This is a genomic window from Dyadobacter sp. CY326, assembly GCF_021390515.1.
GTDB lineage: Bacteria > Bacteroidota > Bacteroidia > Cytophagales > Spirosomataceae > Dyadobacter.
The window spans coordinates 131,168-155,330 of record NZ_JAJUXI010000003.1 but is presented as its reverse complement, the minus strand read 5'-3'; the positions used below and the strand labels follow the sequence as shown (position 1 = coordinate 155,330).

At 45.3% G+C, this 24,163-nt stretch carries 22 protein-coding genes; 17 read left to right on the top strand and 5 right to left on the bottom strand.

The annotated features are described in order from the left end of the window. Window positions 1-130: 130 nt before the first annotated feature. Window positions 131-1,294, top strand: coding sequence for an MFS transporter (locus LZG73_RS05120; RefSeq protein WP_233846650.1), 1,164 nt, complete (start codon window positions 131-133; stop codon window positions 1,292-1,294). A 78-nt stretch (window positions 1,295-1,372) separates the two neighbouring features. Here LZG73_RS05120 and LZG73_RS05115 read toward each other — a convergent pair whose 3' ends face one another. Beyond that, the gene (locus LZG73_RS05115; protein WP_233846649.1) at window positions 1,373-2,293 is read right to left on the bottom strand and encodes a sugar phosphate isomerase/epimerase; all 921 of its coding nucleotides are present in this window, start codon (window positions 2,291-2,293) and stop codon (window positions 1,373-1,375) included. Window positions 2,294-2,486: 193 nt separating this feature from the next. On the opposite strand from LZG73_RS05115, the gene LZG73_RS05110 reads away from it, so the two are divergent. The 13 genes from LZG73_RS05110 to LZG73_RS05050 all read left to right on the top strand — a co-directional run bounded on the left by LZG73_RS05110 (window position 2,487) and on the right by LZG73_RS05050 (window position 12,373). Then, entirely contained in the window at window positions 2,487-3,167 is a 681-nt protein-coding gene (locus tag LZG73_RS05110; RefSeq protein WP_233846647.1) for a hypothetical protein, read from the top strand. Between the two features lie 19 nt (window positions 3,168-3,186). Continuing rightward, on the top strand, window positions 3,187-4,200 hold the full coding sequence (locus LZG73_RS05105; protein WP_233846645.1) for a hypothetical protein: 1,014 nt from the start codon (window positions 3,187-3,189) through the stop codon (window positions 4,198-4,200). A 48-nt stretch (window positions 4,201-4,248) separates the two neighbouring features. Further along, window positions 4,249-5,271, top strand: coding sequence for a hypothetical protein (locus tag LZG73_RS05100; protein WP_233846644.1), 1,023 nt, complete (start codon window positions 4,249-4,251; stop codon window positions 5,269-5,271). Window positions 5,272-5,367: 96 nt separating this feature from the next. Continuing rightward, window positions 5,368-5,868 carry a hypothetical protein gene (locus LZG73_RS05095; protein ID WP_233846643.1) on the top strand — a complete coding sequence of 167 codons (501 nt, stop codon included), beginning with the start codon at window positions 5,368-5,370 and terminating at the stop codon, window positions 5,866-5,868. Continuing rightward, on the top strand, window positions 5,850-6,512 hold the full coding sequence (locus tag LZG73_RS05090) for a hypothetical protein (protein ID WP_233846642.1): 663 nt from the start codon (window positions 5,850-5,852) through the stop codon (window positions 6,510-6,512). The genes LZG73_RS05095 and LZG73_RS05090 overlap by 19 nt, the downstream gene beginning before the upstream one ends. A gap of 51 nt (window positions 6,513-6,563) precedes the next feature. Continuing rightward, window positions 6,564-6,839, top strand: coding sequence for a DUF6364 family protein (locus LZG73_RS05085; RefSeq protein WP_233846641.1), 276 nt, complete (start codon window positions 6,564-6,566; stop codon window positions 6,837-6,839). Further along, a complete protein-coding gene (locus tag LZG73_RS05080; protein ID WP_233846640.1) occupies window positions 6,836-7,285 on the top strand; it encodes a putative toxin-antitoxin system toxin component, PIN family in 450 nt (149 codons plus the stop codon). The genes LZG73_RS05085 and LZG73_RS05080 overlap by 4 nt, the downstream gene beginning before the upstream one ends. A 3-nt stretch (window positions 7,286-7,288) precedes the next feature. After that, the gene (locus tag LZG73_RS05075) at window positions 7,289-8,770 is read left to right on the top strand and encodes a class I SAM-dependent DNA methyltransferase (protein WP_233846639.1); all 1,482 of its coding nucleotides are present in this window, start codon (window positions 7,289-7,291) and stop codon (window positions 8,768-8,770) included. 99 nt (window positions 8,771-8,869) lie between these two features. Then, a complete protein-coding gene (locus LZG73_RS05070) occupies window positions 8,870-9,457 on the top strand; it encodes a TetR/AcrR family transcriptional regulator (protein WP_233846637.1) in 588 nt (195 codons plus the stop codon). Window positions 9,458-9,496: 39 nt separating this feature from the next. Then, entirely contained in the window at window positions 9,497-9,736 is a 240-nt protein-coding gene (locus LZG73_RS05065; protein ID WP_233846636.1) for a hypothetical protein, read from the top strand. An 18-nt stretch (window positions 9,737-9,754) separates the two neighbouring features. Next, window positions 9,755-11,017 (top strand): MFS transporter, encoded by a 1,263-nt coding sequence (locus LZG73_RS05060; protein WP_233846635.1) that lies wholly within the window; start codon window positions 9,755-9,757, stop codon window positions 11,015-11,017. A 287-nt stretch (window positions 11,018-11,304) separates the two neighbouring features. After that, window positions 11,305-12,069 (top strand): ParA family protein, encoded by a 765-nt coding sequence (locus LZG73_RS05055; protein WP_233846634.1) that lies wholly within the window; start codon window positions 11,305-11,307, stop codon window positions 12,067-12,069. A gap of 4 nt (window positions 12,070-12,073) precedes the next feature. Then, on the top strand, window positions 12,074-12,373 hold the full coding sequence (locus LZG73_RS05050; RefSeq protein WP_233846633.1) for a hypothetical protein: 300 nt from the start codon (window positions 12,074-12,076) through the stop codon (window positions 12,371-12,373). A 53-nt stretch (window positions 12,374-12,426) separates the two neighbouring features. Here the strand turns inward: LZG73_RS05050 and LZG73_RS05045 are convergent, their stop codons facing one another. Genes LZG73_RS05045 through LZG73_RS05030 form a run of 4 tightly spaced genes read right to left on the bottom strand, consistent with a single transcriptional unit; the run spans window position 12,427 to window position 19,483 of the window. After that, on the bottom strand, window positions 12,427-14,244 hold the full coding sequence (locus tag LZG73_RS05045) for a M64 family metallopeptidase (protein ID WP_233846632.1): 1,818 nt from the start codon (window positions 14,242-14,244) through the stop codon (window positions 12,427-12,429). Then, window positions 14,241-14,780, bottom strand: coding sequence for a hypothetical protein (locus tag LZG73_RS05040; RefSeq protein ID WP_233846631.1), 540 nt, complete (start codon window positions 14,778-14,780; stop codon window positions 14,241-14,243). Before LZG73_RS05040 ends, LZG73_RS05045 begins: the two co-directional genes overlap by 4 nt. Before the next feature lie 3 nt (window positions 14,781-14,783). Then, window positions 14,784-16,298 (bottom strand): DUF1501 domain-containing protein, encoded by a 1,515-nt coding sequence (locus tag LZG73_RS05035; RefSeq protein ID WP_233846630.1) that lies wholly within the window; start codon window positions 16,296-16,298, stop codon window positions 14,784-14,786. A gap of 2 nt (window positions 16,299-16,300) precedes the next feature. Beyond that, window positions 16,301-19,483, bottom strand: coding sequence for a DUF1553 domain-containing protein (locus LZG73_RS05030; protein ID WP_233847523.1), 3,183 nt, complete (start codon window positions 19,481-19,483; stop codon window positions 16,301-16,303). A 196-nt stretch (window positions 19,484-19,679) separates the two neighbouring features. On the opposite strand from LZG73_RS05030, the gene LZG73_RS05025 reads away from it, so the two are divergent. The 3 genes from LZG73_RS05025 (at window position 19,680) to LZG73_RS05015 (ending at window position 24,141) form a co-directional block, all read left to right on the top strand. Next, on the top strand, window positions 19,680-20,606 hold the full coding sequence (locus tag LZG73_RS05025) for a Nif3-like dinuclear metal center hexameric protein (RefSeq protein ID WP_233846628.1): 927 nt from the start codon (window positions 19,680-19,682) through the stop codon (window positions 20,604-20,606). Between the two features lie 26 nt (window positions 20,607-20,632). Then, window positions 20,633-21,478: a polysaccharide deacetylase family protein gene (locus LZG73_RS05020; protein ID WP_233846626.1), complete on the top strand. Its 846-nt coding sequence runs from the start codon at window positions 20,633-20,635 to the stop codon at window positions 21,476-21,478. A 113-nt stretch (window positions 21,479-21,591) separates the two neighbouring features. Continuing rightward, window positions 21,592-24,141 (top strand): TonB-dependent receptor domain-containing protein, encoded by a 2,550-nt coding sequence (locus LZG73_RS05015; protein WP_233846624.1) that lies wholly within the window; start codon window positions 21,592-21,594, stop codon window positions 24,139-24,141. The last annotated feature ends 22 nt before the right edge of the window (window positions 24,142-24,163 follow it).

Genomic DNA, 24,163 nt, shown 5'->3' with positions numbered 1-24,163 from the left:
GTGTGAGTGTTTTATTTAAAAGGGCATCTTTGTTTTACACCACACTACGAAACAGACAACTTAAAAAAATTATAATATATAAATACGAATTACTAGTTAGGACAGCGGTCCAGCGAAAATTTTCACTCCTATGAATTATTCAATATTTGCCCCCTCCGACTCCCGAAAGTATCTGCGCCTGGCCGTTGCTGCTTTCTTCTTCGTGCAAGGCCTGAGCTTTGCCGCCTGGGCTAGCCGAATCCCGGACATCAAGAACATGCTCCATCTGACCGAGGGCGGACTTGGAACAGTTCTTCTGGCACTTCCGATTGGTTTAATGGCAAGTTTGCCCATTTCCGGCTGGATGGTGACACATTACGGCAGCAAGAAAATGGTTTTGATCGGTGCCATATTATATGCTGTCACACTTTCATTCATTGGCTTTGTAACCAGAACGGAACATCTTGTAATCGCGCTGTTCGCGTTCGGGCTTTGGGGAAATCTAACAAACATTGCGGTCAACACACAAGCGGTCGCCGTTGAACAAGTTTACGGAAAATCCATAATGGCCTCATTCCATGGACTTTGGAGCCTGGCGGGCTTTGTGAGCGCAATGATTGGTTCGTTTTTCATCTCGGTTAATATCCCTCCTCATATTCATTTTAGTGTCATTGCATTGGCAGCATTCATCATCATTTTTACCGCTTACAAGCACACAATGCCCGACAGTGAGAAGAATGATGGTGAAGCGCAACCCATGTTCGTAAAGCCTGATCGTGACTTGCTTATGTTAGGACTGATTGGTTTTTGTGCAATGGTCTGCGAAGGCGCAATGTTTGACTGGAGCGGCGTTTATTTCCAGGAAGCAGTGCACGTTCCTGCATCGTTGACAACTCTTGGTTACGTCGCTTTTATGGGCACCATGACGGGTGGACGCTTTGCCGGCGACTGGCTTGCTAACCGCATCGGCAGAAAGAAAATGTTGCAAATCAGTGGCTCATTAATGGGCTTAGGACTTGCCATCGCGGTTTTGTTCCCATCCCTCGTGCCTGCAACATTTGGGTTCTTATTAGTAGGATTTGGCGTTTCATCCGTTGTTCCACTTGTTTACAGCGCGGCAGGAAAATCGACAACAATGTCAGCCGGAATGGCCTTGGCAGCGGTTTCATCAATCAGCTTTATCGGTTTCCTAATCGGACCTCCATTGATCGGGATTGTTGCACAATTCGCTGATTTAAGATGGTCATTTGCAATTGTTGGAATGCTGGCTTCACTCACTGCTTTTCTTTCTTCAAGAGCGAAGTTAATTAGCTAATATTAAATAAGTTAACAAAAAGCGCTTCCAATGCAGAGCAAAAGCTTTGAATTGGAAGCGCTTTTTTTTGTTTTTTGTTTAGCCCAAAAACTGACTTAAATAATTCTTACTGGTCAAAATCGCACTTTGAACATCCGTAATGCTGCTTTCATAAGCCTTGTCCTCCACTTCAATGACGACTGGTCCGCGATAACGGACATCGGTTAGTGCCGCGAAAAATGCCCGCCAGTTTACATCGCCCAGTCCCGGCAATTTTGGAGAATGATATTCCAGCGGATTTGCCATAATCCCCACCCTATCCAGTTTGTCTTTGTAAATTTTCGCATCCTTCAAATGAATGTGATGCAGTCGATCTTTGTAGTCATAAATCGGCTTGGTCTCACTCATCATTTGCCAGATCATATGTGACGGATCATAGTTCAGGCCAAAAATCGGGCTTGGAATGATTTCGAACATTCTATCCCAAACAGCAGGACTGATTGCCAGATTTTTACCGCCCGGCCATTCGTCGTCGGTAAAGAACATGGGGCAGTTTTCGATGCCAATTTTTACATTATGCTCCTCAGCAACCTTCACGATTGCTGGCCACACATCCGCAAATTTTGCCAGGTTGTCTTTAATGCTTTTGGCAGGATCGCGTCCGATGAATGTGGTAACAACCGGAATGTCAAGCTTGGCGGCTCCTCGAATCACTTCCTTGATGTGCTCGATGTAAAAACCAGAACGCGCCTCGTCCGGGTCCAGCGGATTGGGATAATAACCCAATGCTGATATGAAGATATTTGCTTCCTTCAATGCATGCTTGATGTTGAAGACGCGTTCCGGAGAAAGATCGCTGACATTGATGTGCGTCACACCGGCATAACGACGGCTGTCCGCATTATCGGCGGGCCAGCACATCATTTCCACGCAAGAAAACCCGTTGTTACCAGCAAACTTGACCACATGATCGAAGCCAAAATCGCCTAAAATGGCACTGTTAAAACCTAGTTTAAGCATAAGGATTTAGTTTTTGAGGCAAACATCACTAAAAAACCCGCGGCATTCAAGAATAGCTTTCAATTCCATCCAAATTTTGTGTGGCTTCATCAATACAGGGCACCATTGGTAAATATGGCACGATATTAAATCCTTTTAATTTTAGTAATATTGACCTGACAAAAAACAATGAATCTTAACTCTTTACAACGATATGGCAGATTCTGAACCGGGTATTGGAAAGAAAATACTCAGCTTTTTTATCAAGGAAGGCGAAGAACCAATTCGGCCGGGAGCAGCGGTTCCCAGCGCAACGCCGGAAGCTCCCAAACCAGTTGTTGCAAATGCAATTCCCAACGCCGCCGGCACCGGCAATGTTGACAAAAAATTCGTCGAACATTTCGTTAGCCTGCTTGAAAAAGCCAATCTCCCCGGACCCGATTATTTTGAATACAAACAAGCGCTTAAAAGTATGGAGAGCCTGGGATTGGGTGAAGAAAAACAGTTTCAGGCGGCCTGGGCAAGTTTCAAAGCAATGGGCGGAGCAAAGGAGCCCACGACTTTGAGCACTTCCGCCAATCAATATCTGAGCATTCTGGACAAAGACAGAACTTCATTTTTGAAAGATGTTGAGAAGGCAATCAAGGATCGCGTGGGCGCGTTGCAGGAAGAGCAAAGGCGACTGGAAGAGTCCAACAAGGCTTTTGCGCAACAAATTGCAGATTTACAAAAGAAGATCGACGACAGCAAAAACAGGCTTGGACAGATTGCTGGCGAGGTTACGGAACAGAGCGCGAAGATCAATGCGAACAAGGATAGTTTTGAAATCACCTATCTGAGTTTTGTTGATCAGATTAAATCGGATTTAACAAAAATCAATCAATATCTTAAATAACCTAACATTTCGATCAACAATGGCTACACCAGATTTTACACAAATCGGCGGCTCGCAGGAAGACGGCTCAAAGCGGTCCTATTGGAGCAAACCGGAAGGCATAACGTCGCTTCTCTTCATCGGGGCAGCGGGCGCTGTTACCCTTTATTTTTGGAACAAAATCGCAGCTTTCCTGATAGAAGTGACTAAAAACACACTCTATCTCGGTTTTTTAATGGCTGTGCTTGCGCTGCTAATCTTCCTGTTTACCAGCAAAGATGTCAGAACGGCCGTTTTCTTTTTGTTCAAAACAATGATGCGCAACATTACGGGCCTGATCATTAAACTGGACCCGATCGCGATCATGAAAATTTACATTGATGACTTGAAAGAAAAGCGCGAAAAGATGCAAGGCCAAATCAATACATTGGCTGGTCAGCTTGTGAAATTGAATAAGAATATCAACGAAAACAATGAGCAGATCAAGCAAAAATTTGCCGAAGCCAACAAAGCGAGCACAATGCTGGATCGCCCGGGAATGAAGGAAACGGCCTCATTGGCAACAATCGAAGGAGCAGGTTTGCAGGAGATGAATGAGAAGCTATTCCCATTGCAGCGCAACATGAAAACAGTGCTCGAATTTATGGAAAAGGTCAATAAAAGCGCTGACTACATTATTAAGGAGACCGAAATTAAAGTAAAACTAAAAGAAGCAGAATATCGGATTGTCAAAGAAAGCTCCAATGCATTGCGAACTGCGATCAGCATTTTCAAGGGAAATCCGGACAAGAAGTTCTATTTCGACGAATCAATGGAATACATTCAGGATGACATGAGCCAGAAATTGGGCGAAATGAAACGCGCAATGGACCTTTCCCTTGACTTTATCAATGGTGTTGATGTGCAAAACGGTTTGCTTTCGGACAAAGGACAAGCAATGCTTGAAGCTTACAATTCAGGCCAGTTCAAATTGATCCAGCTTGAAAATCCGCAGCCCGTCAACCGGTCGATAGAAACGCCGAAGGATTCGAGTTACAAAGGATTGCTTGATTAATTTACTTTCTTACTTCGATTTACATTATCCATTTTACAAAAGATATCAATGAAAAGACTAACAGTTGCAGGCAGATTAATCATCACCGCTATTATTATAGGCGCCATATTTTTAGGATACAAATATTTGGGCGGAGAAAAAGCCTTGAACCAGATGTCTGAGGATCAGGCGCAAAGTCCGCAAACCGAAGCGTCTAATGGCGAAAGCGAAGCATCGCCCTCATCCGAATCGGCAACGGAAAATAACGAGGCAACCAGTACAGAAGTTTCTGCTTTCAATTACACGCCCCCAGCCCCCGTTGACGGAAAGTTACGCGGTGTAGTTGAGCTCGGCGCCAGCGGTTTCAATTCTTTCATTATTAAAGTTGACAAAGAAAAACGGTGGTCGCTTGAAAAATCCGAATTTGGAAACAGCCTCGTAACCGAAAACATGGCGACGGACGAAGATGTGAGAATCGGTTTGAAAAAATACATTGCAGGAATGCTTGACTATGGCGTTGGGAGCAAAGACATTCATTTTGTTGTGAGCTCGGGAGCAGCCAAAGCCGATGTTACTGTGAAAATTACTAGAGTTTTGAAATCACTGGGATACGTTGTAAATCAGGTGACAGCTGAGCAGGAAGGGCAATTGGCATTGAAATCAGTGCTGCCAGCTGAATATGCGGACAAGTCGTTTGTTGTAGACATTGGCTCAGGAAATACGAAAATTTCATGGATTGAAAATGGAAAAGTGTCAGCACTCGAATCTTACGGAGCCAAATATTTCCAGGAGGGAACGGATGATTCAAAAGTTTATCAGGAAGTTAGTGCCAAAGCGAAACAGATTCCGGCAGATTTGAGAAAGACTTGCTTCATCATCGGCGGCGTCCCTTTTGAAATGGCGAAGGAAGTTCGCAAAGGCAAAGAGCGTTACACAACTTTAAGCGCACCGTTGGCGTACTCAAAATTGACAAATGCAAAATCAAAAGCGGGCGTTAACATTTACAAAGCTGTAACCGATGCAACCGGATGCCAGCAATTCGTTTTCGACTGGGATGCCAACTTTACGATCGGTTTCTTGCTTGGACTATAAATAACGAAAAGCTTGCAAGTTTGACAGGAAGGGAAATTTACAAATGTAAAATTCCCTTCCTGTTTTATTATCTTTCCGCCTCCATCCAATGCTGACATGACATTATCCCAACTCTTCAATTCAGTTTCACAAAATCCCTGGCCGCTGGTCGTCTATTTCTTACTATTGCCTTTTGCTGCGTGGGTTGTCGGCATGGCCGCTGACGGAAGCCGAGACGTAACATTTTGGAGTTACATATATGCGATCATTGTTTACGCGGTTTGCATCCCGGGCATTTTTGCAGTGACACTCAACATCTATCTCTTTCTATTTGAAAGGCAAAGTGTTTGGCAGGCCAATGTCGTAATGCAGTTTTTGCCGATCATCTCCATGGGAATCACGCTGATGTTGATAAAAAGTAAGATCCCTTTTTCACTAATTCCCGGATTTGGCAAGATTTCCGGATTTCTAACGCTCATCGCTGCACTCATTGGCGTGATGTGGTTTGTCGACAGAATCCACTTAGTAGCATGGACTTACGTTCCGTTTAGTGCAATTTTGATCGGTTTTGTGCTCACTTTACTAGCCATCAGATTTGCATGGAGCAAACTGTTCTGACCAAGGGCTCGTATATTCAAATCTCGATCGAAGAAAATCAGCGTGTTTTTGCGCGCGAGCTGGTCGAGCATTCACTTCGACATCATCATGTTGCCAACATTTGGGACAAGCATAATGACAAACTTTCGCAAACGAGAATGATGCGCTTTACCGGAAGTTTGGGCGAAGTCATTTTTGCGGACTGCTATCATCTGCCGAGACCGTCCAGATCTTTTGGCGCAACAGATGGTCAGGATTGGGGCCAGGATTTTTTGATCAAATCAGAGGAGCACACTTTTTCGGTTGACATTAAATCCATGAAGCGGAAATCCGGCATACTCTGCTCCGATTATGTGCTTAACATTCCCTCGTCACAACTGCACAAGACAAATTCCAAGACATCACATTACTTCTGCATTTCCTTCCACCAATGTCCAACGGACGGAACGGTCGCATCATTGCTTGGCTTCATTGACAAGGGAGCATTGGAAAAAGGCGAAGTTGGAACATTCTTCAAGAGCGGCACAAAACGGATCCGCTCAGACGGAAGCTCATTCACATTTTACGAGAACACCTACGAAGTCTTCTTCAAAGACATAGACCCGCCTGTTGTGACGAACCACATCAGAAGGTTGACAGGCTTTAAGGTTTGCGAGTTGAAATGAAAGGTTTTATACGTATATTTAGGTGTCAAAATGCAATAACACACGTGTAAAATGAAATCTACGAAAGAACCAAAGGTTAAATTGACGCTAAGTGTCAAGAAGTCCGCAATCGAGGATGCCAGGAAATTCGCTGCATTACAAGGAACATCGCTATCAAGCTTATTTGAAGAATATCTTTTAAGTTATTCCCGATCTCAGAACAAAGCTGAATTTGAAAAATATTCGCTTGCAGACGAGCTTTTTGGCTGCGCCAAAGACGGACCATTGCGCAATATGACGGACAAAGAAATTAAAGATATGATGGTGAAGGATAGATACGGTTTATGAAACTATTCCTTGACACGAATGTCCTTCTCGATCATGCGCTTATTAGAACCACTGGCGAGCCGTTTGAAGCTAAATTTATTCTTTCGTGGGCTTTGGAGAACGAAGTGCCAATGTATATTTCGCCAGGCAGTTTCCATACTTTTGTCTACGTCTTGCAAAAGAATGGCTTGAAACATGACGAGTTAAGAAAAAAATTGACACTATATCTGCGCTTTCTGCATGTATGCCAGACAGACAAAACTTGTCTTTTACATTGCTTAGAGTCAAATTGTAAGGATTTTGAAGATGGCTTCCAGTATTATACAGCAGTAACAGCGGGTTGCGATTATCTCCTGACAAATAATGTCCGAGATTTCTCACCATCAGATACGGCTAACATTGAAGTGATAAAGCCATCTAAATTTTTGACAAAAGTCCTGAAAAAGAAACCAGGAATTGATTTCTAATTAATGGCTTCACAAACACGCACTTACGGCAAGAAAAAACTGCTTGGACAAATTTACACACCCGCTCATATAGTCGAAAAAATACTGCGCGACTCGGGTTTTTACGATGCTGATTTAACCAATAAAAAGATCCTCGACCCTGCTTGTGGCGATGGGCGTTTTCTTGTTCCGATTGCGGCGCATATGATCAAAACTGCCCCTGCCGACGAACTTCCCCAGCGTTTAAAACAGATTTATGGTTGGGATATTGACGCTGAGGCACTTGCACTTTGTGAACAAAACTTAAACGCACTTACAGCACCGCTACGCATTTCTATTCCCTGGAATCTTCAACTTTGTGATGCACTCGAACAGCTCGAACATTCTTCCAAATTCGATTTTATTGTCGGCAATCCGCCTTATATCCGCATCCAACATTTGCCTATTACGCAAAGAAAATCCATTCAAGTCAATTTTGCTTTTTGCAAAACAGGCTCCACGGACGCGTATATGGCGTTTTTTGAATTGGCTTCTAAATTACTGACGCCTAATGGTGTTTGCGGATTCATCACACCGAATGGCTTCTTCACATCGGAAACGGGAAAGCCGCTTCGCTCCTATTTTCAAGGAAATCAAAATCTTTTGCAGATCACAAACTTCGGTGCAGTGCCGGTTTTCGGCAACACGGCCACATATTCCGCCATCACAATATTTGGTAAAAATCAACAAGATACACTCCGATTCGAGCAATGCGTAAACAGCAACTTTCAGTATGAGAGCAGGCAAATCGCATTTGCAGAACTCGACCAAAACCGCCCCTGGCAGCTTTCTATAAATGCTTTTGACCAAATTGCCGGTGTGAGACTGGGAGATATTTGCAAGATTTCCGTAGGCGTAACGACACTCGCTGATCCGTTTTATCTGTTTACAATTATTAGCGAAGATCAGGGAATCGTCCTGGCTAAAAATAAGCGTGGGATGGAAGTTTATCTTGAAAAGGAAATTTTCAAACCCATCATTAAAGCATCAAAAATAAAGCATTCAAACGATCCCGTCACCGAATTTATCCTGTTCCCTTACTTGAAAGACAGCACTGGAAAACAACGGATTATCGCGGAAAATATCCTTCAAGAAAAATTCCCTCAAACTTTCTCCTATTTGCTTAAAGTAAAACCGCAGCTCGATCGTCGTGATAATGGGAAGCCTAATGCAGTTGCCTGGTATGCTTTCGGGCGTGCGCAGGGGTTGGATAGCGCATTTGGAAAGAAGATTATCTTTTCGCCGATGAACCTCGCTCCCAATTTTGTGCTTTACGAAAACTCTGATGTGACGGTCTATTCGGGTTATTTCATCAAATACGATGGTGATTATGAGGCCCTTTTGCAGCAATTGAATTCGCCGAGAATGGCCGCTTTTATCGCAGTCGCTGGTCGGGATTTTCAAGGAGGTTATAAAGGTTATAATAAGAAAATTGTCGAGAACTTTGTTGTCACACTGCCGGTTTAGCTAGAAGATGTTTACGCCAACAAAAACAATTGAGTCTCATCTAATAAATAAACGAACGTTCATTTATATTTGCATCGAAATGGAAAACAATGACACTAATTGAGAACAAGAGACGTAAATAAGGAAGCATTAATCCGTGAAAAAGCGATTGAAATGATCGTTGCGCACGGATTTGATGGATTAAGCATGCATAAGCTTGCCAAATCGGCCGGTGTTTCAGTTGCGACGATATACATTTATTTCAAAGATCGCGAGGATTTGATCCAGCAGCTTTATACGGAAGAAACCAAGAAAATGGCTGAGGCAACATTGGTAAACTTTGATCCGGAATCGCATTTTGATGAAGGCTTGAAAATCCAGTGGCTTAACCGAATGAATTATTGTCTCGAGAATCCGATCAGCATGAGTTTTATGGAGCAGGTTAAGCATTCGCCACTGATCGACCGCTCAACGATGGACATGCGATTTTTAAATGCGATGTCTCGGTTTGTGCATAAGGCCATTGAAAGAGAGGAACTTATCCCATTGCCTGTTGAAATTTACTGGTCCATTGCATTTGCCCCGCTTTATCAATTGGTGAAGTTTCACATATCAAAGTCGAGCATGCCGGGCAGACCGCCATTTGTGTTTGATGAAGAAAAAATCAACCTGACCCTGGGTTTGGTCATCAAGGCCCTGAAACCTTGACCACAATCGTCACTTTATACGCCGTTAAATTAGCCGAGTATGAGAGATAACTTTGACAATCAACTGTTTATATTGGTTTTCCGCACCAATATAAACAAGAAAAAAGACGTAAAATCACTAACGCCCGTGCTCAACGGATGCTCCGAAATCTTGAAATGGAATGTGGATCTGTCGGATTGCGACAATGTGCTGCGCATTGAGGCGACGCACGCGGACCATGCGCCCGTCATTCACCTTGTAAAGCAGGCAGGTTACGCTTGCGAAGAATTAACTGACTAAAATCTAAACTTTCACGACATGACAGAAACCAAAAAAAGCGTATTTACAAGCTATGAAAAATTCATTATAGCCATTCTTGCCACATTGCAATTCACCATTGTCCTGGATTTTATGGTGCTTTCACCGCTGGGCTACATCCTGCTCGACAAGCTGGATATCAGCACGAGCCAGTTTGGGTTGGTGGTTTCCGCATATGCGTTCAGCGCGGGAGCAGCTGGCCTGCTCACCGCTGGATTTGCGGACAAGTTTGATCGGAAAAAGCTCCTTCTGTTCTTCTATTGCGGCTTTATTGTGGGAACATTCCTTTGCGGCATTGCTCCTAGCTATCATTTTTTGCTAATGGCCCGCGTGTTCACTGGCTTGTTTGGCGGCGTTATTGGTTCCATTAGTTTTGCAATTATTACAGACTTGTTCCCAATTAATGTCCGGGGACGCGTTATGGGTTTTGTTCAAATGGCCTTTGCGAGCAGCCAGGTTTTGGGAATTCCAATCGGCCTTTATCTTGCCAAAGCATTCAGCTGGCATGCACCGTTTCTGATGATCGTTGGATTGAGCCTGATCGTGGTGGCGCTCGTGTTCACTTATATGAAGCCGATTAATGCACATTTGAAAATCCAGTCGCAGAGCAATGCATTCAAACATTTGGGCAAAACAATCTCCCGGCCATCATATTTGCAGGCATTTGCGGCGACAACTTTACTGGCAACCGGCGGGTTCATGCTCATGCCTTTCGGGACGGCTTTTGGTGTAAACAACCTTGGGATCGAGGAATCGCAATTGCCAACATTATATATGATCACGGGCCTTTGCATGTTGGCGTTTAGTCCGTTCATCGGTAAGCTCAGCGACAAGCTTGGCAAATACAAAGTGTTCTTGGCAGGCTCTGCAATCACGTGCGTGATGACATTGATATATTGCAACCTCAGCGTTACGCCGCTTTGGATTATAATCATTTTGAATGTCCTGCTATTTGTAGGAATTACGGGTCGTATGATCTCCGCATCTGCATTGATGACAGCAGTTCCTGAACCGCAAGACCGGGGCGCATTCATGGGAATCAACTCCTCGATCCAGCAAATTGCAGGCGGACTCGCTTCGCTTTTAGCTGGGTTTATCGTCTCTGAAACAAGCACAGGGTTCATCGAACATTATCCAACGCTTGGCAATGTTGTTGTTGCCGCAGTGGTGATCACAGCATTTCTGATGTATCGTATTCATAAAAACGTTACTGCGAAATTGGCGAGCGAACCAGCTGCGGCGGCTGCCAAACCAGTCGTCTAGCTCTTTAAAACAAACAAAACCAAACTCAAGAGCCACATTCAGTGGCTCTTTTTTTATTTGTAAATTAACAAACCGCTAAAAATCAATGCCTTGACCAAGCATTAAAAAAGCAGCAAAAATAAATTCATTTAATACTTATTATTCTTTTAAAAAGATTTATACATTTACAAAGACAAAAACTTTTGAGACTTTCTATTCACAAAGATTAGGTATAAAATTATTTTACGTTTATTTACATATCAGACATGAGATAAACTATTAACATTTTATACATATAATACTTTTAAATGAAAATCATCAGTATTGTCAACAACAAAGGCGGCGTGGGAAAGACCACTTCCGCTCAAAGCATTGCTGCCGGTCTCAGCAAATTTGCCAATGCGAAAGTGTTGGTTATCGACCTGGATGCACAAGCTAGTCTTACCAAAAGTTTCGGCATAACTCATGCGGGACTGAAAAAAGACAGCGGCTCGTTCATCACCGGCGAATATGAATTTGACGAGATTGTCAAGCGTGTTGGAGACATTGATGTGCTGCCCGGATCGGCGGAATTGATTCACCGGGAAGACACGATTAAGGCGGCGCCGATTTTTCCATTCAACTTGAAAATTGCTTTGGAAAAGTTGAAAGACCGCTACGATTTTGTGATCATCGACTGCCCGCCGGCATTGTATGGAAACACGCGGTTGGCATTGGTTTCGTGTCATCAATATTATGTTCCGTTGCAGGCTGAGTTTTTGAGTTATGAAGGTCTTCGCAACTTTCTCGTGTATTCGGCGGAGATCAAGAAGATCAGTCCGAGCACAAATCTGGGTGGTGTATTTGCAACGCGTTACAACCCTAAGATCAGAAAGAAAATCAGTCACGAACTGATCAGTGCGACGAAGGAACAGTTGGGCGACGTTTTTATGACATCATACATTCGTGACAACATTGCGCTGTCGGAAGCGCAGGCGAATGGCACAACAATATTTGACTACGCGCCCAACAGCAACGGCGCCGAAGATTATTACAAGCTAACGAAAGAGATTTTAGAACGAATTAATAACTGACACAATGGCTAAGGAAAGGAAATTTGATTTTGCGCCGCTTCCCCGGGTTGCTGAGATCCACGAAGAGATCGACAACAAACAAAATGAGGTTGCAGATGGAGCGCCCACCAAAGTAACTTTTGACTGTGATTACATTTTAATGGAAAACATGAAAGATTACGGATATTGGGAAGGGCTGACGCAAAAAGACATTATCCTGGAATCCTTAAAGCTGTATTTTCAAGATAAAGAAATTCGTCCGCGGCCAGACAAAATACGCAACCGGACCAAAGTGGGCCGCAAGCCAAAGTCGGTTAGTGAATAAAAGCAAAAAGTCTCCGATCGGAGACTTTTTGCTTTTACAGCCTTGGAAAGGATTCATTGGATCAGCAATTTTCCCGAAATCTCTTTTTCCCCATTGCTGAATTTATACAAATACAATCCCGCACTTTTTCCTTCCACATTAATGTCCGTTTGAAGCATAAAGCGTTTCTCAACCACTTTGCGACCATTCATGTCGAACATTGTGAAAACTGATTCGCCGCCCTGCGCTGTGCTTACTTTGACAAAGCCTTTTGCCGGATTGGGAGAAACCCTAACCAATGTGTTCACTGGATTTTCTGCACCCAATATTGGCTCCACTTTCACTTCCGTCCGCGCTGTATCCGCACAACCATTCAAATCCACAACACGCACTTCGTAAACACCTGAATTCTTGACAGTCGCATTCTCGATCAGCGAAACCTGAATTTGCGACAGAAAGTTGTCCGGGCCAGTCCAATAGTAAGACGAGCCACCGCTGGCCGAAATTTCAATAGTGGCTTTCTCAAAATAGGGTCCTGTGTTGGACGCCGTTGCTTCGGGTTTTGGGAAAACGTTGATCCTGGTTTTCAGGCTCGCGTCGGGCTGGCCTGTGGTTTTGCAAGTTGCCGTAAAATCTGCCGTCTGCTGAGGCGACACATTAATCGAAGCTCCGGTTTCCCCGGTCGACCAGCTGACGTTTCCGACGCATCCGGATGTGGTGAGCATGGTAAATTCTCCCGGACAAATGCTGGCATCCGAAACCCGCAACTTGAAAATCTGCGGCGCGGAGCTGCGAACGAGTTTCCATTGCGCCATGCGCGTCCGCTCTCCTCTTGCATAAGGGTGCCTGCTCAAATGTGTTGAATCAAAAACAGACGCGGTGAGCAATCCGGCGTTTGCCGAAAGGTCTGCCATGCTAAGACTTATCTCTTTACCGCTGCTTTTAATGGGTTTTCCGTCCAACGACCATAGGATTTGAAGCGTGTTAGGCTCAGGCTCGACAAGGTCAATTTTGAATGTTTTAGCATCTTCTGAAAGTACCGATTCCTCCGTCGTGTCGGGTGTCATTTTATCAATTGGATTGACAACCTGCAAAATCCGCTCGGTCGTTGTTTCCTTGCAAACGGCACAGAATGGTTTGTCCAAAAATTCCATCAAACAATTGTCTTCCGTAGGCTTAAACCATTTGGCTGCCTCCCCTTCCCCATGCTTGAAAACGCCTATATTGGTCTCATTCAGCCAGTTTTTCCATTTCACAAGTTCGGGATTGCTTTCCGCCGTCATATTTGCAGCCTCCCAGCCATATTGCGGCCCGGCCCAATACTCATCATTCAAATAGGAAAATGTGTGACCGATTTCATGCACGCCAATCGTGTTCGCGGCTGAATGCAATGTGTGGACAGCAATGGAGCCACCCGAGCCGCCGTAAAATGGTGTGTTCACCAGCAAAACCACCAAATCATAAGATGGAAAATTGAATGCTAACACATTGCTCAACGCCTGATATTTTGTGACCGTCACCAGCCTGTGAATGGATTCGCCAAAACTTGCACCATAATATGTGTCTTTCTTTCCCACCGGCTGATCAGCATACGCATCGGGCGCGGTTCCCGGGTTGCTTACGCCGCTTTCTTTTGAAGGAGTTGGGATGGAGAAAAAGTTGAAATAATTGCGGTAAGTGTTATAAGGTGTGTAGGCGAGGAAAAAATCTGCAAAAAGCCGTGCCTGTTCCTTGAACCTGGGCAGCTCCGCTTCGGTAAATCCATCTCCCAAAATCACGACATTGATCCGCTTGTCGATGGAGCCTGACTGATGAATGGTGTCAACTTTGAAATTTTGCGAGAAGCAATTAAAGCAAACGAAAAATAGAATGAGGGTAAAAAATCGGGTCATTGTTTCAAGTTTAGCGTGTAAATTTTTGTTTTGCCTTTTTCTGGTGTGATGCTGTATAACTCTATCTTTTCCAGTGCCTTATCTTCTTGCACGCGAATTGATAACGTGCCTTGTGTTGCCGAAAGATCATGCTTACTCAACCTCCCGTCCTGGCTTGCAACTTCAACAGATCTGTAAAGTGGATGCTCGAAGGCCATTTCTGTTTCCGGACGATCAGACGAATAAGTGGGCAGCACGCGAATCTGATATGGACTTTGCACCGGAGCCACCAAATTTTTCATTTTGCCACGCCCCGAAACCGCGTTGACCAATTCCACCACTTCCGTCTTTTTGCCGCGCCTGGTTATCTCAAAATCAAGAAACAGAATGTGGTCTGCGGCGCTTGGATCATGGTTTTTGAAATCCCGAATCGCGATTGTTGATTCAGCAGTTTTACAACCCATTAACTGCATTCCGATCATTACAAATAGTAAAAAGCTGATTTTGCGCATAATAACTCCTGACACAAATTGCTGGAAAACGGTTGCATTTACCATGTTTTATGTCAAAATGCTTTTCACAACCTTGCCGTGCACATCCGTGAGCCTGAATCTTCTGCCCTGAAATTTGTAAGTCAATTGCTCGTGATCAACGCCCATCAAATGCATCAATGTCGCTTGAAAATCATGCACGTGAACGGGGTCCTTCACAATGTTGTAACTAAAATCGTCCGTTTCGCCGAAGCTGATTCCAGGCTTTACGCCTGCCCCGGCCATCCACATCGTGAAGCAGCGCGGATGGTGGTCGCGTCCGTAATCCTCGGCCGTGAGCTTGCCCTGCGAATAAACCGTTCTACCAAATTCACCCCCCCAAACGACGAGCGTATCTTCCAGCAAACCGCGGCGTTTCAGGTCCATAATCAATGCTGCCGTGGCCTGATCGGTGTTTTTACATTGATGCGCGATTCCCTTTGGCAATCCGCCGTGATTGTCCCAGCCCTGATGATACAACTGAACAAATTTCACATCCTTTTCCAAAAGCTTTCTTGCCAAAATACAATTGGCCGCATATGTTCCGGAATCTCTGCTATCTGGACCATAAAGCTCAAAAACATCATCAGGTTCGCCAGCCGTGTCCATCACTTCGGGGACGGAAGTTTGCATGCGGAACGCCATTTCATATTGCGCAATGCGCGCGTCAACCTCCGGATCGCCATATGGCTCGTTTTGAAGCTGATTCAATTTGGCTAGATAATCGAGCATTTCTTTACGATCAGCACCGTCATAACCTTCGGGATTGTTCAAAAAAAGCACCGGATCTTTTCCCGATCTGAACTGAACGCCCTGATGCTTGGATGGTAAAAATCCATTTCCCCAAAGCCGCGCATACAATGGCTGATCTTTGGAGCCGTTTTTTGAAACCAAAACAATGAATGCGGGAAGATTTTGATTATCAGTCCCTAACCCGTAACTAACCCACGAACCAATGGATGGCCTGCCCGGAAGTTGATTGCCCGTTTGGAAAAAAGTGATCGCAGGATCATGGTTAATCGCCTCGGAATGAATGGATTTTATCAAACACAATTCATCCACAACCTTGGCTGTGTAAGGCATTAATTCACTCACCCAGGTCCCGTTTTTGCCATGCTGGTTAAATCCATAAATCGACGGCACAATCGGCAATGCACTCTGATTAGCACTCATTCCCGTCAGCCGCTGACCTTTTCTCACAGAATCGGGCAAATTCTGGCCGGCAAGATTTACCAATTTGGGCTTGTAATCAAATGTCTCAAACTGCGACGGTCCGCCAGCCATGAACAGGTAGACCACCCGCTTGGCTTTGGGCGCAATGTGCGGCAAGGCTTTCAAAACCTGCTGTTCCAGAGCAGCGCCATTGTCTGCATTCTTTACAGCGCCTGAACCGAAAAGTTTCTGCGCGCCAAACAACGACCCCATCGCCAATGCACCCAAACCCAGTGAAGTTTTCACCAGGAAATTGCGCCGTTCGAGCTTTTTATTAAGTATGTCAAATTCAGGGCTGTTGATCCTGAATGGCTCTTGATGATGGTTTTCCATGCTCATCGCTTGTTTAAGGATGCATCCGAATTCAATATCGTGCTCGCGACGACCGCATTTGCAGCAATCAGTGCGGCATTTAGTTTTTTATCAACATTAAACTGTCCTTCCGCGAGCCAGCCTGCCATTTTGCGGGGACTTTTTTGAAACTTGTCCAGTTGTTTTTTCCTCAATTCCAAAAGCAATGCAACTTCCTGCTGCGACGGTCTTCGGCCAGTCAACTTCCGGTAAGTCGTCCTGATTGCTTCTGTTGGATCTGCTTGCAGCGTCATCTGCTGGCCCATTACTTTCATCGCTTCGTTGAATGTGGGATCGTTCAGCGTCACCAAAGCTTGCAAAGGCGTGTTCGTTTTTTGCCTCCTTACCACGCAAGAACTCCTCGAAGTGGCGTCAAAAGTTGAGAGCGTCGGATTGGGAACGGACCTTTTTACAATCACATATAAGCTCCTCCGATAAACCGACGCGCCCGAATCACGTTGATAATTGGTGTTGTTAATTTCCCAAAGGCCATCTGGCTGGTAAGGCTTGACGCTTTTGCCGCCGATCATCTTATTCATTAACCCGCTCGCAGCCAGTGCATTGTCACGGATCATTTCAGCGCTGAGTCTGTTGGCCGGACTGTGTGACAAAAGGCGGTTTTCAGGATCTTTCTCCCGCACTTCCCGGGTCGTTTCGGACCTTTGCCGATAAGTGGCGGACATTACAATGAGCTTGTTCAGCTTTTTAACATTCCAGCCCGATTCCTGGAATTCAATCGCCAGCCAATCGAGCAATGCCAAATGACTCGGCATTTCTCCCTGATTACCAAAATCTTCCGTCGTTTTCACGATCCCGGTCCCAAAGAAATTTTGCCAAAACCGGTTCACCGCAACTCTCGCCGTGAGCGGATTGTCTTTGCTGGTCAGCCATTGCGCCAGGCCATATCTGTTTTTGGGTAAATTCGCAGGGAAAGCCAGAATTGATTTTGGCGTATTTGGAAAAACCGCTTCGCCGAAAGCATCATAATTCCCCCGAAGCAAAACATGGGCCTTCTTCGGTTTCGACATTTCCTGCATCACCATTAACTCACGAATATTTTCTGTCGAATCGGCGATGGCCGTCCGGATCTTGCGGAGTTCAGTTTTAGCAACTTGCAATTTGGGAGAAACTGCGGATGCGAAATATGTTTTAAGGATGTTTAATTCATTGTCAGACAGCGCATTCGGATCTTTCAAGACAAATGTCTTCCAATCTGATTTTTGCGCCAAAATCTTTGTTTCAAAAGGCGTCAGCTCGCGGTTATAGACCACAATATCATCAGCCAGGCCATCTTTAAAGCCCATTCCGCGCCACCACGCTCCTATCTGCAATCCTGGCTGCGTTTTGGTTTTGAATAGAATGTCCTTCGTCAATTGATCCGTTTCCGTTCGCATAACCTGTTCATTTCCATCTATATAAAGCTTCAAGCCCGCAGCTTTTGACGAACCGTCATAAGTAATCGTTAACTGAATCCACTGATCCCGGGGAATGTCGTTCTTGGAAATTTTGGTGATTGCATTCGAAGGCGCGGTGTGCGCCATGTTCAGTTCAAGCTTGTTGTTTTTGAGATAAAGATGATAACCACGAAAGTTGTAAAGGCGCTCAGCCTGACTTTTGTGAAAAATCACGCCTTCCTTCATCGCTGCGGGAATGCTCACCCAAATTCCAATACTGAATGGTTCCGATCTCCGAAAAACGCCCACCTGATCCAAATCAAGGAAGACATCCCCATCAAACCGGATTGCTTTGCCGTGACCGTGTGCCGCAAATATGGGCTTACCGCCTGGCTGGCCCGATTCACGCTTCATCGTCCCGATTTGTTTTGTGCTTACATCGCTAGTCAATGTATTTTTATCAAATGAAAAATGAGCTTGTAAACCAGCTGAAGGGATTTTTTCTGTGCCTAAACTTTTAAAAGCTTTGGTGTCAATCCATTTATCAAAGCTGCCCGTTTCCGCCTCTTTTATAGTTTCAATGCGTTTGACCTGTTCTGCTTCCTGTGACCTCAAAAATCGCAGCATTTTCTCCTCTTCATCGGTCGGCAACATTAATGTGGGCGTGGGCAGTGCATCGTCCCAGGAGATTTGCCCGGCTTCTTTTACATTGTTGAAAAAGCTGAACAACTCGTAATAATTCTTTTGCGAAATGGGATCATATTTGTGGTCATGACATTTGGCACAACCGACTGATAACCCGAGCATTGCATCACCAAATGTGTTGGTCCGATCCACAACATATTCGGTTTGAAACTCCTCTTCTATGATCCCGCCCTCCATATTTTGCTGGTGATTGCGATTGAATGCGGTTGCAATGAGCATGTCTCTGCTGGGTTTTGGCATAAGGTCACCAGCGAGCTGCCAGTGCAAAAATTTGTCATAAGGAAAGTTGCTATTGAATGCATTGATCACCCAATCGCGGTAAGGCGACATGTCGCGCAGCCTGTCCACGGTGTAACCATGAGAATCTGCAAACCGGGCCAGATCCAGCCAATCGACTGCCATTTTCTCGCCGTAGTGCGGCGATTGCAGGAGTCGGTCAACTTGTTTTTCGTAAGCATTGGCTGATTTATCACTTAGAAACGCATCAATTTCCGGAATGGTCGGCGGCAATCCGGTCAGATCGAGAGATAACCTGCGCAGCAACAGTTCCTTTTCAGCTTCTGAGGACGGTTTTAGTTTTTCTTCTTCATGTTTTGCCAGAATGAAGTGGTCGATCGGGTTTTTGATCCAAGCCTGGTTTTCAACTTTCGGAAGCGTTCTTTTTACAGGTTTTACAAATGCCCAATGTGGCTTATATTCAGCGCCTTCCTTGATCCATTTGATCAAAATGGCTTTTTCCTTCGCATTCAGAGACAAATGTGAGGACGGCGTCGGCATCAAATAATCTGGATTTTGGGAAATGATCCGGTGAAACACTTCGCTGTTTTGCAGATTACCAGGATCGATCGCAAACTTCCCCTTATTTTCGGGAAGCGCTCCATATGCTGCTTCCCGAATGTCCAGACGCAAACCTGCCTTTTGTTTTGCCTTATCCGGCCCGTGACACGCGAAACACTTGTCAGAAAGAACCGGCTTCACATGTTGATTGTAATCCAGCGTCTCCGGCAACGCCGCATAGGCAAGTTCCACATCCTCGGGCAAATCAGGGCCGCAGGAAAAGAGCCCCATTCCCAGGAAAAGGATCAATGCGGTTTTGAGACGAAGTGCGGTTTTGATCACATTCAAACTGTTTTGCGTTTCAGGCAATTACATTTTAATCAATTTCTTGCTAGCATTCAAAGTTTAGTCCTAATTATTTCTCCTATTCCTATATTTGTAAAAACCCAATGTGCTCCATTTCCCGCCAAATTTTCTCAGACCAACAATGAAACACCGTTATTTAATCACGAATGACCTGTCCGCGGATAGACGAAAGTTTCTGATCCAAAGCATGAAAATGGCTGGAGCGATGGCGTTAACGAGCCTGGCGCATGCAGAAGCCCACATTTCGCCAACCAGTAAAAAATCTTACACCGTTCAGGACATTATGGACCTGGTTTTGAAAGAGGGCAAACTAACGCCCATCAAAGACACGGTTGACACGCTAAAATCGGGTTCACCGGATCAGCAGGTGACGGGCATTATCACGACAATGTTCGCGACGATCACAGTGATTGAAGAAGCTGCAAAACGGAATGCCAACTTCATTATCGCGCATGAGCCGACGTTTTACAATCACCGGGATGACCTGGAGTGGGTGCCAAACAATGCCGTGGTCAAACAGAAAAAAGCATTGCTCGACAAGCACAAAATTGCAATCTGGCGGTTTCACGACTATTGCCATTCCTTAACTCCAGATCAGGTTTTGTATGGCGTTGCCAAAAAACTGAACTGGACGTCCTATTATCCAAAAGACGAAACGACATTTACAATTCCTGCGATTACACTCGAGAATCTGGCGCAGCATTTGAAAAAGTCATTGGGCATTAAACAGTTGCGCGTAATCGGTGATCTCAAAAAGCGTTGCGAACGCATTTCGCTTATGCCCGGCGCTTCTGGCGGAAAAGGACATGTAACCGCTGTTGAAAAAGACAAACCCGATGTGCTGATCGTTGGCGAACTTTCCGAATGGGAAACGGCTGAATATGTGCGTGATAGCAATTTGCTTGGCGGGAAAACAGCATTGATCATTCTCGGTCATGCCGTAAGTGAGGAGCCCGGAATGGAGCTGTTCGTCGATTGGCTGCAACCCAAACTGGAAGGCATTAAGGTCACGCACATTGCGTCCGGTGACCCGTTCACGTGGTTATAAGCTCTCAACTTTTTTACCAAAATTTTATGTCAAAAGTTTATCATACAATTGCTATCCTGCTGTTTTCGTGCGCCGTTTTCGCGCAGAATGCGCCGCGCCTCATTGTGCGTGGCGATGATATGGGTTACGCGCATTCGGGGAATCTGGCGCTTTTAAAATGTTTTAAAGAAGGCTTTCAAACTTCCATAGAGATCATTGTGCCATCGCCGTGGTTTCCGGAAGCTGTTCAAATGTTGAAAGACAATCCGGGAGCGGACATTGGCATTCATCTCGCGTTGACGAGTGAGTGGGACAATGTCAAATGGCGACCCGTTTCCAACTGCCCGAGCCTTGTTGACGAAGACGGGTATTTTTTCCCGATGGTGCGCGCCAATAAAAATTATCCGAAACGCGCGATTCTGGAAAACAATTGGAAAATCCAAGACGTTGAAAAAGAGCTGCGTGCACAAATTGAACTCGCATTGAAGAAACTGCCAACCATCAGCCACATTTCATCGCATATGGGCTGCACGGGCATTTCGGAGGAAGTGCGCGCATTGACAAAGCGATTTGCGAAAGAATATAAAATCCCTATTGACGCGGAACCTGCCGGGCTCACTTACGCTGGTTACGAAGGGCCACACAAGACTTCGGAAGAAAAAATTTCGAGCTTTATCAAGATGCTAGACAAGTTGCAGCCTGGCAAAACATATTTGTTTGTGGACCATCCCGGACTCGATGATGCTGAGTTGCAGGCAATTCATCACATTGGTTATGAAGATGTTGCCAAAGACAGGCAGGGCGTCACGGACCTGTTCACTAGCCCAAAAGTGAAAGCAGCGATTAAGGAAAAGAAAATCGCATTGATCGGTTATAAAGATCTGGCGGAATGATTCCATCGGTTCAAGTGCTTCGTCCATCCCGTTTAATCAAGCCTTTATCATAAATTACTATAAGGTTTTTTTATTCCGTTGCATTTTTATGGCATAATTACTATCCCATAACAATGACAAAACTTCTGCTTGCTACGCTCATCACTCTGGCGTCGTTTCTAACACCTGCATTTGCACAATTTCCCGTTGGTGGCGGAACCACACAGCCCAAAGCCCTGCCGGGAACAGCCGGTGACCAAAGCCCGAAAGGAACTGCCAGATTATCCGGTTCCATCGTAGACTCAGCTTCCGCAAAAGGGATTGAATTTGCCAGCATTGCGCTTTACAGCAAAACAAGCGGACAAGCCGTCGACGGCACAGTGGCGGACGAAAAAGGTAAATTTACATTAACAAAACTGGCCGCCGGTGAATACAAAGTCCTGATTTCATTCATTGGATTTGTAAACAAAACCATTGACAACATTGTCATTAACAAAGGTCAGGAGCTTGATCTCGGGGTTGTTAACTTGTCGTCTAACATTAAGACGCTGAACGAAGTGACGGTGACCGGCCAGGCGGCGTTGATCGAAGAAAAAGTGGACAGATTGGTTTATAACGCTGAAAAAGATATTACTGCCAAAGGCGGCGACGCAACGGATGTTTTACGCAAAGTGCCATTGTTAACCGTTGACCTGGATGGAAATGTCTCGCTGCGCGGCAGCCAAAATATCCGCGTGCTTGTCAATAACAAACCAAGCACGATCATCGCGAACAGCGTTGCAGACGCATTGAAGCAGATTCCTGCGGACCAGATTAAAACAGTTGAAGTCATCACCAGCCCATCTGCAAAATATGATGCGGAAGGCTCGGGCGGGATTATCAACATCATTACCAAGAAAAACAGTTTGCAGGGTCTCAATCTGAATGTGGATTCCGGCATTGGAAACCGCGGTTCAATTCTGTCGCTTAATGGTGGTTACCGCAAGGGAAAGGCCGGTTTTACCATTGGCGGTTTCGGTCGCGGGATGTATAACACGATTACCAAAACCACGCTTGAACAAACCAGCATTGTGGACGGCGTTTCAAGTGTAACACGCCAGACCGGCGACGGATCGAGCCGTGGGTTGTTTGGGAATTACAATCTTGGTTTTGATTATGATTTAGCTAAAAATCAAAGCATTACAGCCGGAGTTCGTTACGGTGTGCGCAATTTCCGAAGCCAGCAGGATCTGATTACACGGATCATGAAAAGCGGAACAATGGATGAGAATTCGAGCCGGAATGTGGATTCTAAAAACCTTTCGGGAACAATCGATGCTAACATTGATTATCTGCATACTTTCAAACCACAACAGGAATGGAGCATTTCAACGCTTTACAGCCGCAATGACCTGACGAATGACTTCGACGCGGACATTTTGAATGGCAGCAACGAATTGCTGAACCGTCAGCGGAATTTGAATAAAAGCATCAATCAGGAGTTTACATTGCAGTCTGATTATCAGACGCCTATCAAGAAAAACCAGTTGCTGGAATTTGGCGGAAAAGCGATCATCCGTGAAGTGACGAGCGCATACAACTTCCTGATTGCAGATCCAACCGGCGATTTTCGTCCTGAAACGGATCAGCCAGCCGGGGACTTGACCTATCACCAGAACATTGCGGCGGGTTACACGTCTTACACTTATACAACCAAAAAACGTTACACATTCAAAGGCGGATTGCGTTACGAGCATACATTCATTGATGCGAGCACGAATGAAGGAACGGTCGGTGTAGGAAATTATGGGGTGCTGGTTCCAAGCATCAACGCTTCGAAAACGATTAAAGGAACAACGCTCAAACTTGGTTATAACCGCAGGATTCAACGTCCTGGTTTACAACAGCTGAATCCAAACTTCAACTCGGCGAACCCGCAGAACATTACCATCGGTAACCCGGAATTGAGACCGGAATTGACCAATAACTTCGAATTGGGCGTCAGTAAGAACATTAAAAAGACATTCATCAATGCGACTTTCTTCGGAAGGGTGACCAACAACGCGATTTCGCAAGTGCGCCAGCCGTCCGACACGCTCGCAGGAGCCATCGTCACGACCTATGAGAATGTTGGAAAGCAAAATGCATATGGCGTGAACTTGTTTGCCAACGTTGCCGCGACGACGAAAATCAGCGTCGGGATTTTCTCAAACATATTTTACACCGAACTGAGCGGACAGACGCTGGAAAACGGCGTTTCGAAAACGATCGATAATTCCGGGATGGTGGTTAGTGGCGGATTGTTTTCACAGGCCACATTCAGAAATGGCTGGGGAGCGCAGGCTTTCGGGTTTATGCAGGGAAATCAGGTTCAGTTGCAGGGTCACCAGGGTGGATTCGGGTTTTACACCGTCGGTGTGAAGAAAGAATTTGCCAACAAAAAGGCAAGTCTTGGACTGGCTGCTGAAAACTTCCTGAGCAAACGCTTCAAAATGCACACGGAACTGCAATCGCTCAACTTCAACCAGGTGAACGACATTTATATGTATAACCGCGGTTTCAGGCTGACGTTTACTTACAAAATTGGTAAAATGACAATGGATGCGCCGAAACGGAAAGCGAAGTCGGTGAACAATGATGACGTGAAAAGCGAAGGCGGGCAACAATCCGGCCCGGCACCAGCAGGCGGCGCGACTCCGAGATAAGAATTTCGCTTACAATGACTTA

Excerpts from the sequence above, each read along its gene's own strand:
- LZG73_RS05025 (WP_233846628.1), top strand. The coding sequence starts at position 19,680 with ATGAAACACCGTTATTTAATCACGAATGACCTGTCCGCGGATAGACGA.
- LZG73_RS05030 (WP_233847523.1), bottom strand. The coding sequence starts at position 19,483 with ATGGGGCTCTTTTCCTGCGGCCCTGATTTGCCCGAGGATGTGGAACTT.
- LZG73_RS05045 (WP_233846632.1), bottom strand. The coding sequence starts at position 14,244 with ATGACCCGATTTTTTACCCTCATTCTATTTTTCGTTTGCTTTAATTGC.
- LZG73_RS05115 (WP_233846649.1), bottom strand. The coding sequence starts at position 2,293 with ATGCTTAAACTAGGTTTTAACAGTGCCATTTTAGGCGATTTTGGCTTC.
- LZG73_RS05120 (WP_233846650.1), top strand. The coding sequence starts at position 131 with ATGAATTATTCAATATTTGCCCCCTCCGACTCCCGAAAGTATCTGCGC.
- LZG73_RS05035 (WP_233846630.1), bottom strand. The coding sequence starts at position 16,298 with ATGGAAAACCATCATCAAGAGCCATTCAGGATCAACAGCCCTGAATTT.
- LZG73_RS05020 (WP_233846626.1), top strand. The coding sequence starts at position 20,633 with ATGTCAAAAGTTTATCATACAATTGCTATCCTGCTGTTTTCGTGCGCC.
- LZG73_RS05100 (WP_233846644.1), top strand. The coding sequence starts at position 4,249 with ATGAAAAGACTAACAGTTGCAGGCAGATTAATCATCACCGCTATTATT.
- LZG73_RS05015 (WP_233846624.1), top strand. The coding sequence starts at position 21,592 with ATGACAAAACTTCTGCTTGCTACGCTCATCACTCTGGCGTCGTTTCTA.
- LZG73_RS05065 (WP_233846636.1), top strand. The coding sequence starts at position 9,497 with ATGAGAGATAACTTTGACAATCAACTGTTTATATTGGTTTTCCGCACC.
- LZG73_RS05110 (WP_233846647.1), top strand. The coding sequence starts at position 2,487 with ATGGCAGATTCTGAACCGGGTATTGGAAAGAAAATACTCAGCTTTTTT.
- LZG73_RS05105 (WP_233846645.1), top strand. The coding sequence starts at position 3,187 with ATGGCTACACCAGATTTTACACAAATCGGCGGCTCGCAGGAAGACGGC.
- LZG73_RS05040 (WP_233846631.1), bottom strand. The coding sequence starts at position 14,780 with ATGGTAAATGCAACCGTTTTCCAGCAATTTGTGTCAGGAGTTATTATG.
- LZG73_RS05080 (WP_233846640.1), top strand. The coding sequence starts at position 6,836 with ATGAAACTATTCCTTGACACGAATGTCCTTCTCGATCATGCGCTTATT.
- LZG73_RS05055 (WP_233846634.1), top strand. The coding sequence starts at position 11,305 with ATGAAAATCATCAGTATTGTCAACAACAAAGGCGGCGTGGGAAAGACC.
- LZG73_RS05095 (WP_233846643.1), top strand. The coding sequence starts at position 5,368 with ATGACATTATCCCAACTCTTCAATTCAGTTTCACAAAATCCCTGGCCG.
- LZG73_RS05085 (WP_233846641.1), top strand. The coding sequence starts at position 6,564 with ATGAAATCTACGAAAGAACCAAAGGTTAAATTGACGCTAAGTGTCAAG.
- LZG73_RS05060 (WP_233846635.1), top strand. The coding sequence starts at position 9,755 with ATGACAGAAACCAAAAAAAGCGTATTTACAAGCTATGAAAAATTCATT.
- LZG73_RS05050 (WP_233846633.1), top strand. The coding sequence starts at position 12,074 with ATGGCTAAGGAAAGGAAATTTGATTTTGCGCCGCTTCCCCGGGTTGCT.
- LZG73_RS05090 (WP_233846642.1), top strand. The coding sequence starts at position 5,850 with ATGGAGCAAACTGTTCTGACCAAGGGCTCGTATATTCAAATCTCGATC.
- LZG73_RS05075 (WP_233846639.1), top strand. The coding sequence starts at position 7,289 with ATGGCTTCACAAACACGCACTTACGGCAAGAAAAAACTGCTTGGACAA.